This window comes from bacterium (genome assembly GCA_035505375.1).
Lineage (GTDB): Bacteria > Hydrothermota > Tepidihabitantia > Tepidihabitantales > Tepidihabitantaceae > UBA2258.
The window spans coordinates 16,649-28,935 of record DATJQV010000083.1 but is presented as its reverse complement, the minus strand read 5'-3'; the positions used below and the strand labels follow the sequence as shown (position 1 = coordinate 28,935).

Annotated in this window: 9 protein-coding genes; 7 read left to right on the top strand and 2 right to left on the bottom strand. The window is 61.7% G+C overall.

All coding sequences use genetic code 11. The features are described 5' to 3' along the window. The first annotated feature begins 79 nt into the window (after positions 1-79). From VMH22_14510 to VMH22_14480, 7 genes are all read left to right on the top strand, one after another. Positions 80-1,492, top strand: a complete 1,413-nt coding sequence (locus VMH22_14510) for a PQQ-binding-like beta-propeller repeat protein (GenBank protein ID HTW92901.1) — start codon at positions 80-82, stop codon at positions 1,490-1,492. A gap of 120 nt (positions 1,493-1,612) precedes the next feature. After that, positions 1,613-2,293 (top strand): Yip1 family protein, encoded by a 681-nt coding sequence (locus VMH22_14505; protein ID HTW92900.1) that lies wholly within the window; start codon positions 1,613-1,615, stop codon positions 2,291-2,293. Between the two features lie 3 nt (positions 2,294-2,296). Then, positions 2,297-3,583 (top strand): TolC family protein, encoded by a 1,287-nt coding sequence (locus VMH22_14500; protein ID HTW92899.1) that lies wholly within the window; start codon positions 2,297-2,299, stop codon positions 3,581-3,583. A gap of 12 nt (positions 3,584-3,595) precedes the next feature. Next, on the top strand, positions 3,596-4,708 hold the full coding sequence (locus tag VMH22_14495; GenBank protein ID HTW92898.1) for an efflux RND transporter periplasmic adaptor subunit: 1,113 nt from the start codon (positions 3,596-3,598) through the stop codon (positions 4,706-4,708). Positions 4,709-4,840: 132 nt separating this feature from the next. Beyond that, positions 4,841-5,506, top strand: a complete 666-nt coding sequence (locus VMH22_14490; protein HTW92897.1) for an ABC transporter ATP-binding protein — start codon at positions 4,841-4,843, stop codon at positions 5,504-5,506. Positions 5,507-5,644: 138 nt separating this feature from the next. Then, a complete protein-coding gene (locus tag VMH22_14485; protein ID HTW92896.1) occupies positions 5,645-6,883 on the top strand; it encodes an ABC transporter permease in 1,239 nt (412 codons plus the stop codon). 525 nt (positions 6,884-7,408) lie between these two features. Further along, positions 7,409-7,705 carry an HU family DNA-binding protein gene (locus VMH22_14480; GenBank protein ID HTW92895.1) on the top strand — a complete coding sequence of 99 codons (297 nt, stop codon included), beginning with the start codon at positions 7,409-7,411 and terminating at the stop codon, positions 7,703-7,705. A gap of 731 nt (positions 7,706-8,436) precedes the next feature. Here the strand turns inward: VMH22_14480 and VMH22_14475 are convergent. Both VMH22_14475 and VMH22_14470 read right to left on the bottom strand, forming a co-directional pair. Beyond that, positions 8,437-9,657: a hypothetical protein gene (locus VMH22_14475; protein ID HTW92894.1), complete on the bottom strand. Its 1,221-nt coding sequence runs from the start codon at positions 9,655-9,657 to the stop codon at positions 8,437-8,439. An 8-nt stretch (positions 9,658-9,665) separates the two neighbouring features. Continuing rightward, positions 9,666-12,242 (bottom strand): hypothetical protein, encoded by a 2,577-nt coding sequence (locus tag VMH22_14470; GenBank protein HTW92893.1) that lies wholly within the window; start codon positions 12,240-12,242, stop codon positions 9,666-9,668. Positions 12,243-12,287: the final 45 nt, after the last annotated feature.

The following is a 12,287-nucleotide window of genomic DNA, read 5'->3' as shown; positions in this document are numbered from 1 at the left end:
TGGCAAAAGCAGGTTTCCTGGCGAAGCGGTCGGTTTCAGACGCACCGGGCTTGGACTTCTGCCTGACCTGGAGGTTAGAATGACATCTTCTTTCGCAATCGCGCTGATGGCGATATTTGGGACAAGTCCGCTGCCCGCTCCCGACTCGCTGGTAGTTCCGATGCTGGCCGACACCGTGGTCGAGGTCGAAGCCGGAATCCTGCCGCCGGCCGGTGCCGCGCTGCCGCTCTACTATCAGATTGCGTGGGGCGACGGCGACACCCTCAACTGGACCGAACCGCTGAGAAGCGCGGTAGACATCAGCCGCTATCACCTGTACAAAACCCCGGGCGACTATGCCATTTCCGTGCGCGCCAAGGACTCGCTGGGCCGGGTTTCTGCGTGGAGCAAACATTACAGCGTGAAAGTCTGGCCCGAGCCCATGCAGAAGGGCATGTTCCCGACCGATGACCCGATTGTCGCGTCGCCGACCTTGGACCTGCACGGCAACATCTACGTCGGCGACGAGAGCGGCTCGTTCCACTCCATCAGCGCTGCGAGCGGCAGAGAGCGCTGGGCATTCAAGGCCGGGGACGCGATCTACGGCTCCGCTGCCGTCAGCGGCGACCGGGTCTACGTGTGCTCGCTCGATTCGAACCTCTACTGCCTGGACACAACCGGCAAGCGGCACTGGTCGTTGAATCTGGGCGACGCGATCTACTGCACGCCGGCGATCGGCGCCGACGGCACCGTCTACGTCACCACGGATAGCGGCAAGGTTGCCGCCGTTGCGCCAGATGGCAAGAAGAAGTGGAGCATCAGAGCCGGTGACGAGATCGCGGGCTCGCCGACCATCGGTCCCAACGGTCTGATCTACGTCACCTCCGACTCAGTCTATTGTCTCGACCCGCGTGGCCATCGGCGATGGGCGTACGGCACGCCCGAGGGCGAGTACTTTTACGCGTCCGCCATTGTCGACGCCAATGACACCGTCTATGTCGGCAACACCGACGGATACCTCTACTGCCTTGGCCCGGACGGCCGGCAACAGTGGCGAACCCCGGTCCCGGACGGCGACGAAGTCCGGCCCGAGGTCGTCGTCGGCCCCGACGGCGCGTTCTACTTCGGGACCGACGGCGACTACCTCCTGCGCAAGACGCCGCAGGGCACGCCGACCGTCGAGTATGAAGCGGAGGACATCCTTGTCGGGACGGCCGCGGCCAGCGACAAAGGGACGGTCTACTTCCTGCCCGATGACGGGACTCTCTATGCCCTGACCGCGAACGGCCGCATGCTATGGACCCGTCAGGTGGCCACCGGTCACAAGGACGTCTACTACACATCAGCCCCCACCATCGCGCCGGACGGCACGGTCTACGTCGGCTCATGGGACGGCGGCCTGTACGCGTTCCGCGGCGACGGCCCGGCCGCGAATACGCTCTGGCCTCAACACCGGCACGACGCCCAGCACACCGGCCGCGTGAGCAAGCCCCTGAAGGACAAGACCAGATAGGAGACGGATAATCCTGAATCCAGAACGCACAGTCCGGAATCAAGAGTGTCGGCACATCATGAATTCTAGTTTCCGGATTCTCAATTCTGGACTATCCGATTCCGAATAAGAGGAGCAATCATGTTAGACATTTACCTTTCGCCCAGTCGAGCCTTCGCCCGTCTGAAAGAGAAGCCGACCTGGCTCATCCCGCTGGTGATCGTACTGGTCTTCAACATGCTGTTCGTCGTCGTTTCAAGTCACTACGTGGACTGGGGCAAACAGCGGCAGGCGGCTGTGGAGCGCATGCGCGATCGCAACGTGCCGCAGGAACAGATCGACAAGGCCACCGCGGGCATGGAGAAGTTCTACTCCAGCCCGGCCATGCGTTATGGCGTGCCCGCGATCAGCGCGCTGTTTGTCGGCATCATCGCGTTCTTGTTCCTTGCCGTGGTCTACAACGTGGGCCTGCCGTTGTTCGGGGCCGCGAGCGACTTCAAACGCGCCTGGGCCATCGTCTGTAACGCGGGCCTGGTGATGGTGCCGGCGGTCATTGTCCGCAGCGGACTGGTTCTGCTGAAGCATTCGTCCGAGGTGACGACCAGTCTGCTGATGGCGGCGCCGAACCTGAAACAGCCGTTCCTGAAGGCACTGCTGAGCCAACTCGACATCTTCGATTTCTGGCGGTTCGTGCTGGTCGCGATCGGGCTGCAGGTCGTGTTCGGCGTCAAGAGTTCGAAATCCTACACGCTTGTCTTCGCCGTGTGGCTGGTCGTGATGCTGGTGCTATCGCTGCTCGGCATGACCGCAGGCGGGAGGTAATTCATGCTGCTGTTACTCTTCTCACTCATTTCCGCGTCGCCGGACACGCTCCGGCTTTCGCTCGGCCAGGCGCTGGACATGGCGACAAAGCACAGCCCGGCGCGGACCGAGGCATCGGCTTCCCGGCTGACCGAGGGCGTCCGGATCGGCCAGGGCATCAACGCCCTGCTGCCCTACCCGAGCGGCTCGCTGGACTACGGCAACTCCATCACGAAGTCGCCGCTCGGCCCGGATACCACCAAGGGTTGGACCGGAAGTCTGACTGTCAGCCAGGTCGTGTTCGACCCGCAGGTCTTTGCCGGGGCGGCCAACTCGTTCGTCAACGCCGGCTACTACAGCTACGATGCGCAGGACAAGGAGGCCAGGCTCATCTACGACGTCACGTCGGGCTACCTCAACCTGCTCGGCTCGCGGCTGCTGCGCGACGCGGCGTCGTCGGCGCTGGACCGCGCCAGCGATAACCTGCGGCTGAACCAGGAGAAGCTGCGGCTCGGTGCAGCGTCACGGATTGACGTCATGCGGTCCGAGGTCGCGCAGTCCCAGGCGAAGATAAACCTGATTTCGGCCAACAGCGGACTCGCCACGGCCAACGCCGCGTTTCTGGCCACGGCCGGCATCAGCGAGAACGTCGTCATCCAGCCGACCGAGTCGCTGGCCGCACCCGCCGCGCTCGTGGTCGATGACCCGGACAAACTGCTGACTCAGATCGAGAAAGAGAACCCGTCGGTCAAGCAGGCAAGGAACGCCAGCACCGCCGCCACCATCAGCGAAATCGGCACGATCGGCGGGATACTCCCCTCGGTCTCGGTCTTCTGGCGTTCGCAGTACGGCAGCTCGGTTACTCCGAACCCGAGCATGCCGAAGAGCATCAAGGACTGGGACAACAACGACGTGGTGACCACCGGCATCGGGCTCAACTTCCCGCTGCTCGACGTCAAGACCTACGCGCTGAATATCACCAGCGCGATTGCCGGCTCCCGCCAGGCGAGAGCGGCGGACGTATCCGCCCGCTACCAACTCCGCGCGTCGGCTACAACCGCGATTCTCGGCTACCAGGAAGCCCAGCAGACCTACGAGTACGCCAAGGCCAACCTCGACCTGAACCGGGAACTGTACCGCCTGGCGACCGAACAGCAACGGCTCGGTGCCATCTCGCTCATCGACTTCTTCAGCGTCGAGACCGCGCTCGAACAGGCCAACGCGACCTACATCACGGCGCTGACCAACACCTACGTCCGGGCGGCGCAGATCAGCTACCTGCTTGGCCGCACGCGGCCCGAGACCAAATAGAAGGGAAACCACATGAAGAGGCGCACGCGCACAATTGTCATCGTAGCCGCCGTCGTGGTCGTACTCGGCCTCATCGTCATGGCCAACCTGAAGAGCAAGACCAGCGGCGGCACCGAGGTCGAAACCCAGAAAGTGAAGCACGGTTCCATCCTCTCCAAAGTGTCGGCGACCGGAGCGCTGCGCGCCAAGGACCAGGTGAGCCTGCAGGCCCAGGTGATGGGCACGGTCGACAAGCTGCCGGTGAAAGAGGGCCAATGGGTAAACGCCGGCGACACCCTGCTCGTGCTCGACCGCAAGAGCTACGAAGCGAACATGCTGCTCTCCCAGGCCCGCCTGGAGCAGGCCCGGCTGAGCTATGCCCGGGTCGAAAGTCTGAACACGGCAAAACTGGTCTCGGCCGAGGAATATGAGGCGTCCCGCGCCGCCTATGAGATGGCCAAGGCACAGTACGACCAGGCGGCTGATGAGTACGACAAGACGGTCATTCGTGCACCGATATCCGGCACCGTCGCCCAACGGAACATCGAAGAAGGCGAGGCGGTGATGATCGGCACGATGAACTACACCGGTACAGTGCTGATGGTCCTCGCCGACTTGTCGCGGATGCAGGCGCTCATCGACGTCGACGAAGCCGACGTCGTCTCGGTCGCGCTCGGCCAGCCGGCCCAGGTCTTCATCGATGCCCTGCCCGACACCTCGTTTGCCGGACATGTCACCAACATCGCCTACATGCCGACCCAGAACGTACTCAGCGCCACTCAGCAGACCACGACGTTCGAGGTCGAGGTGACGCTCGACAGCACTGCCCCGTCGCTGCGCCCGGGCATGAACTGCCGCGCCGAGATAACGACCGCCAAGCTCGACAGCGTGCTCGTCATCCCGGTGCAGGCTTCCGGCCGCCGCGACGTCAAAGGCAAGGAAACCGAGACGGTGTTCCTGGTCAAAGGCGGCAAGGCCGTGCTGACGCCCATCCGCACCGGCAAGACGAGCGAGACCCAGCTCGAAGTCACGGACGGCCTGAAGCTGGGCGACGAAATCATCACTGGCCCATACAAGACTCTCACCAAGCTGACCGACGGCGACCGGGTCACGGCCAAGCCGGCCAAAGACAGCATGCCCGACTGAGAAAAGTACAAAGGACAAAGTGGAAAGGACAAAGCAAATCCTAAGTGGGAAATGCGCACGCTGCGCGGGTTATGACTTTGTCCTTTTCTCGTTGCTTTGTCCTTTGTCCTCAAGAATTCGTCCTGTCCCCTCATGCTGATTCGCACCGACGACATTAGAAAGACCTACCTCGCCGGCACGGTCGAAGTCCCGGCCCTGGACGGTGTCACGCTTGAAATCGAGAAGGGCGAGTACGTCGCCCTCATGGGTCCGTCCGGCTCGGGCAAGTCCACGCTCATGCACCTGCTCGGCTGCCTCGACACGCCGACATCGGGCCGCTACTGGTTCAACGACCGCGACATCTCGACCCTCGATGACATCGAGCTGGCCCATCTCCGCAACCGGGAAATCGGCTTCGTGTTCCAGTCGTTCAACCTGCTGCCGCGCCTCTCGGCCCAGGCCAACGTCCAGCTCCCGATGCTCTATGCCGGCATCCCGGTCCACGAGCGACAGGTGCGTGCGGCCGAGTTGCTGGACATGGTCGGCCTCAAGGAACGCAGAACGCACAACCCTAACGAGCTCTCCGGCGGCGAGATGCAGCGCGTAGCCATCGCCCGCGCCTTCGCCAACCGGCCTTCGGTCGTGCTCGCGGACGAGCCGACCGGCAACCTCGACTCCAAGACCGGCGTCGAGATAATGCGCCTTTTTGGGTCCCTCGCCGAGCAGGGAAACACAATCATCCTGGTCACTCACGACCAAGTCGTTGCGAACCACGCCCGCCGCATTATCCACTTGGCCGATGGGAAAATCGTTTCATGACCAGAGCAAGTACTAAGGACAAAGTACAAAGGACAAAGCAAGTCCAAAGTAGAAAAGGCGGGCACTGCGTGGGTTCGGACTTTGTCCTTTCCGCTTGCTTTGTCCTTTGTCCTTGTTACTTTGTCCTTTCCTCTCACCATGCGCCTGATTGAACTGGTCCGCCTCTCGCTCGAGACCTTCCGCACCCACCGCATGCGCTCGTTCCTGACCGCGCTCGGCATCATCATCGGCGTGATGACGGTCATTGCTATCGTCTCCCTCATCCAGGGCATGAACTACGAAGTCGAGAAGCAGATATCGTCGCTCGGCTCCAATACCCTCTTCATCCAGAAGTTTGCCTTCGGCATGGGCCGCCTCGACTGGGACGAGATAAACCGACGTCCGAACCTGACGATGGACGACGCGTCTGCCATCGCCGAGTTGCCGACCATCGACAAGGTCGCGCCCTCGCGCGGCCGCACGATAAGCAAGATAACCTGGCGCGGCAACAAGGTAACCAACGTCGAGGTGAGCGGCTCCACCCCGGCGCTTTCAGTCGTCAGCAACTACTCAGTCGAGACGGGCCGGTTCATCAACTCCGACGACAGCCTGCGTCGCCACCAGGTCTGCGTGGTCGGCGGCTACATCGTCGACAACCTCTTCCCCTATGAGACCCCGCTCGGCAAGCGGCTGGTAATGGATGGGAAGAGCTACATCATCATCGGCGTGCTCGCCCGCAAGGGCAGCTTCCTCGGCCAGAGCCAGGACAATGTCATCATCGTGCCGATAACGACATTCGAGAAAGACTTCGCGCCCGGCCGCGGATTTGGAGAGATCCAATACAGCGTCTCGGTGGCGGCCATGCCGAAGAAAGGCGTGGCGCTCGAAAAGGCTATCGACGAAGTCCGCGAACTGATGCGCCGCCGGCACAAACTCGGCTACGACAAACCGGACGACTTCGGCATCAGCACCCAGGACACCATCCGCGATATCTATCGCAATATCACGCGGGTAGCCTATCTCGTGATGATCGCGGTCGCCGCCATCTCCCTGCTCGTGGGCGGCATCGGCATCATGAACATCATGCTTGTAGCAGTGGCCGAGCGTACGCGCGAAATCGGCCTGCGCAAGGCGCTGGGCGCGACCAACCAGGACGTGCTATGGCAATTCCTGCTTGAGGCGGTGATGCTCTCGATTGTCGGCGGCGCCATCGGCGTCGCTCTGGGCATCGGCATCGCCAAAGTGGTTCAAGTCACGGCACATCTCCACGCTGCCGCGCCGCTCTGGGTCATACTCGTCGGCGTCGGCTTCTCCGCCGGGGTCGGCATTTTCTTCGGCATCTACCCCGCCTCGCGCGCCGCGCGGCTTAACCCGATACAAGCGCTGCGCTACGAGTAGCAGATCGTCATTCCGTCCATCGTCCCTCGTCCTTCGTCAATTCTGATTTCTTTGAGTCCTCAATCTGCGTAATCTGTGGACTCTTCTCCGCTCCGGTTCTTTCGTGGCTCATCTGCCCGGACATCTGCGTCACCTGCGGTTGTCCTCTTCCGTCCGGCGCAAATTCTGGTTTCTGGCTTCTGAACTCCGCTCTATCCCAATCCTCAATCTGCGCCAACTACCCACCAGCCTGCAACTTAGCCAAAAGACCGGCCTTGACACGCAAAAGTCATTGTCCTATAATCGTTTATGCCAATTCGTGAGTTCTGTTGCGACATCTGCAACCACGAATTTGAGGAACTCGTACTGAGCAAGCGCGACGAGGATGAGCTTGTCTGTCCCAAATGCGGTGCAGGAAAGCTCACGCGCTGCTTCTCGGCGTTTGCCGTAGCCGGGGCCGAGAAGAGAGTGTCATCATCGTCGTCTAAGTCTTGCGGCCATTGCAGTTCGCACAGTTGCAGTACCTGTGGCTAGAGGAGGGCAGGCATGACGATAACAAAGGCCGACCTGGTCGAGACAATCTCCCGCCAGGTCCATCCCAACATCACCAAACGTGACGTCGGCAAACTCGTCCAGATGTTCATCGACGAGATGTGTAAGATGCTGCTCGAAGGAAACCGCATAGAAATCAGAGGCTTCGGCGTAATGTCCACCAAGCTCCGCAAGCCCAAAGTCGCCCGCAACCCCAAGACCAAGGAACCGGTGAACATCCCGCCACGGCGCGTGCCGGTATTCAAAGCCTCGCGGCTCCTGAAAGCAAGTCTCATGAAGGGAGGCCAATAGATGCCTTGTGGTCGAAAGCGCAAGCTGTCTAAGATCCGGCGCCACAAGTATAAGAAGCGCATCAAGGCGATGCGCCACAAGAAGAAGCTGCGCTAGTCCGGTGACGGCTTCTTAGGAACGGGACCTGCCCTGTTCCACTGTGCGAAACGCCTGGCCCTAAGTTGATTCAGCCGGGACGCCTCATGCGCCCCGGCTTCTGCCTTGCCTCTCCCCTCTACCGACTGGCCGACGCCTGGTTTGGAATCGAACTCTGCGACTCGCCGCGCAGGTCGCGGCACGACTCACCTCGCAAACCGCGTCGGAAACCGACCCGCAAGTCGAACCGCGAGAGGCCCTGCAACAGACCTTCCAAGTCGCCGTGGCAGAGGTTCTACCAATCGCGCTTCGACTCAACTTCCAAGTCACAGTGGCATTCTGCCCGCGAACCACACTCCCAGACGCGATGGAATTCGCGGTCAGACTCGCGCCGGAAACCGGGTCCAGAACCACGGTCCGAACCACCCCGGGAACCGTTCCCGGGACGGTTCCCGCCGTGGTTCCCGGAAGGTCGAATCAGACGAGCCGTACGGTACCTAACATGGCACATTGCGGTTAGTTATGTGACCTTGGGCTCGCCCAGCCGCACCGATTGCTATCAGTGACCTGCTCTGCCGGATTCCAAGCCCCAAGAGCCGCCTGTTTCGGCGACCGAGGCCGACTACCGGGCCTGCTTATCCTGCGGCGGATTCCAGCTAACGCGTGACCACGACCTTGCGGATAGGTCCCTCGTCCCCTATCCCTCGTCCCTCGCCCCTGACGAAATACACCCCCGGCGCCAGCGCCCGCACGTCATTCGCACCCGGATGCAGGTCCATCACCTTCCGCCCCGCTGCATCCATCAGGCTTGCGGCCTGCGGCTTTTGGCCTGTGGCTTCGGGCACGAAGAGCGCGCCATGTGCGACTGTCGGCATGCGTGACGCAGTTCGTAGTTCTGCGCTGGGCTCTTCCTCTACTCCGCCGCCGTAGTACTGAAATATCAGCAGCCCGCCAGCGGACAGCGCTGCATAGGCGTAGTCGCCGGCGACGGCCACGCCCAGTGCCAAGGCACCGCTGTTGTAGTATCCTACCTCGACAGGGTTTGCCGGGTCGGCAATCGAAATCACTCTCACGGGACTCATGTCGGATGCGGCGTAGGCAAAATCCCCTATCACCGCCGCGGCTCGGACGTAGTTCGGGTAACCTGGCCCCCAGTGTCCCAACTCCACCGGATGCGCCGAGTCGGCAACCGAGATGACCCGTAGCCCGGAACCGCCATCGGAGTAGTCGGCATACTCCCCATTGACGGTTACGCTCAAACCCTCTCCCAGCGTGACGCAGAATCCGACCTCCACCGGATGTGCCGGGTTGGCGACCGAAATCACCCGCAGCCCCGAATCACCACCTGCGACGTAGGCAAGGTCCCCGTCGACCGCCACGTCATTAGCATTCCCCGGCGTGTCGAAGTACCCGACCTCGACCGGATGAGCAGGGTCGGTAATCGAGATAACCCGCAGCCCCGAATCGCCGCCCGCGAGGTAGGCGTGGTCTCCGCTCACCGCTACGCCAACGGCGTTGAGCGTCGAGTCGCAGTTCCCTACTTCGACCGGGTGCACCGGGTCAGCAATCGATATAACGCACAAACCACCGGGCCGATCCGCGACGTAGGCATACGACCCGCTGACCGCCACGCGCCACGCGCGGCCAGGCGTGGCGCAGTGACCGACCTCCGTGGGATGCGCCGGGTCCGCAACCGAGATGACCCGCAGTCCGGAATCGAGATCCGCGACATAGGCATAGCTCGCCATCGCGGCCACGCCCTGAGCCACGTCGGGCGTGCTGCAGTGACCGACTAGCCGGACGTTGAGAGAATCCAGAGCCGGCGCAGCGCCGACCAGCAGCAGGCCAAGCGAGATTACGAGTAATGGTGTTCTCATTGTCGCCCCTAACGGATCACCGACAGCTTCCCGACCTTGCTCGACTTGCCGTCGGCCGTGACGATCAGATACACGTAAATGCCACTGGCTACCTTGGCGTCCCACGCCAGATGGCCGTCGCCGTGTTCGGTTGCACTCCAGACCGACTGCCCTGAGTTGTCGTAGATAGTCACCCGGGCCCCCGCACTCAGCCCCTGGAAGTGGATGGCATCCTGCTCCGGGTGCGTGTGCGGCTTGAACGGTATCGGCGCGACCCGGAGCGAGTCGAGGCTCTGCCGTGGTTGCGGCCCAGTCACCTTGAGGAAGAAGCTGTCCCGGACCTGATAGCCCAGCGTGTCTATGGCGCTGACTATGACCCATCCCGAATGGCTGCCGAGCGACTCGCCGACCGGGAAGACGAGTGCCAGCGTGCATTGAACCGCCTGACCAATCGCCAACGACTCCGGTAGATTGAGAACGTAGACGCTGTCAGCGGCAGACGAAGAGTGAAGAGTGAAGTCAGAAGAGTGAAACGCGGACCGGGACTTTGTGGTCCTGTTCTGCGCCTCAACCTCAGCCTCAACCTTGACCTGTCGGAGCGGTGAGCGGCTGGGCCCATCCGTAGTATCAGGGTTGTACGCGCTGCTGGTGTTGACGAGCATGAACTCGGCCTTGGCATAAGGATGATATACCGGCCCTGCCGGCTGGGTGTGCAGGTTCATGGTGTCATGCACCACGTTCAGAGAGTCAGGGTCAACGTCCAAGTCTCCGAGTGCTTCCCTCTTGCTCTTGTGCAGATGCGCGTAAACTACCGCTGATATCTGGCAGTGTATTGAATCAAACCCCGCCATGAATATCGGGCCGGAGTAGTCGCCTATGGAAAGACTATCCGGCACGTAGACCGCAAGCGTGCAGGTCACGGATCGGCCCTGCGCCAGCGAACCGGGCAGGTTTCGGATGAGGAGGCTGTCGATAGTACCGCCCGGCCCTGTGAGCTTGCCGAAGAAGCCGAATGAGTCTACCGGTGACCGGCTCGGGCCATCGGACGTGTCCGGGTTACTAGAGGCACTCGTGTTTACCAGGACGAACTCGCCAAGAGCGCTCTCCAGACGCGATCCTGCCGTCACCGCGAGCGAGTGGCGCGAATCGAGGGAACTCTCGGTCGAGATTCCTCCTTTCGCGACCTCGTGGCTCGGTCGGAATGACCGGGAAGGCGTGCACGTCTCCCGCAGCCGTACTGTGTCGGCGACAACATCCAGCGAGTCGTTGTCCACGTCGATGTCGCCCAGCTTCCTGACCGACACGTAGCAACTCTCATACACCTGCAGGCCGGCCGTGTCCTTGCCGCTGATTAGGAGTGAGCCTGTGTAGTCACCGTCTCTAAGATTCAACGGCATGTATGCTGCCAAGGTGCAGACCACGGTCTGGCCTTGAGCAAGAAACGTAGGCAAGTTGGGAACAAGGATGCTGTCGATGGTCCCGCCCGGGCCGGCAAGCGAGCAAGTGAAGCGTATGGAATCTACGGGGGACACACTCGGGCCATCGATCGAGTCCGGGTTGTATGACGCGCTGGTGTTTGCCAGGACGAACGCGCCGATGGCACACTGGCTGCCCGTCGTGCGGACACCGGATAACGGATACCGCAGTCGAAGCGTGTCGGCTACGACATCGAGCGAGTCGTTGTCGATGTCAAGGTCGCCAAGTTGGTAGAATTGATATATGGTCAGCCCGTCATCGCCATCATAGACATAGTCCCCGTCAGCGGCAGCGGACATGCTGAAAGAGCCCCCAAAGTAGCCCACATAGGCCGGATGCGCCGGGTCCGCTACTGAAATAGCCTGTAATCCAACTCCCCCTTCGTTCGAGCAGAAGACATAACCGTGGGTCAACGACATCGCCGTCGGCGCTCCCACAGAATCGAGTCGTCCGACCTCGACCGGATTTGTCGGGTCGGATACAGACAGGACCAGGAAGGTGAGGTCGGATGAGACGTAGGCAAGGCCGTTGTTCACGGCAAGACCCCAGGCCCGGCCAAGTGGCCAGTGTCCGACCTCAACCGGATGCGTCGGGTCAGCGACTGAGACAACGCGCAGCCCGCCCGCATAATCATACACCGTGTAGGCGCAATCTCCGACGACCCTGACACACCGCGGCGCCGCCATCGGTCCCGGTGGCCCGCTGCAGCGCCCAACCACGGCCGGATGCGACGGGTCGCTGATCAAGGTGACACCGAGACCGGCCGTATCGAGCACGTAGGCGTAGTCCCCTCTGACCGCTACGGAGAAAGGCCAATGAAGAGAGCTGCAACGTCCGACTTCGACCGGGTGTGTGGGATCGGAAACAGAGATGACCCGTAGACCGGCTGTGTCCTCTCCATAGTATGCATACATGCCACTCACAGCGACACAGCGCGACCCAGATAGCGTGGAACACCGACCAACTTCGACGGGATTGTGCGGGTCGGCTATGGAAATGACATGCAAGCCATCGTACCCGCCGAAATCCCCAGCGACATAGGCGTACTGCCCGGCTACGGCTACGTCCTCTGTTGTCCCGGCGCCCAATCTGCCAATGCGCCGGAAGTAGAGCGAATCAGCTCTCGCCACACCTGCCAGCAGAATGCACAGGCAGAATATCAACACAGGCGCTCT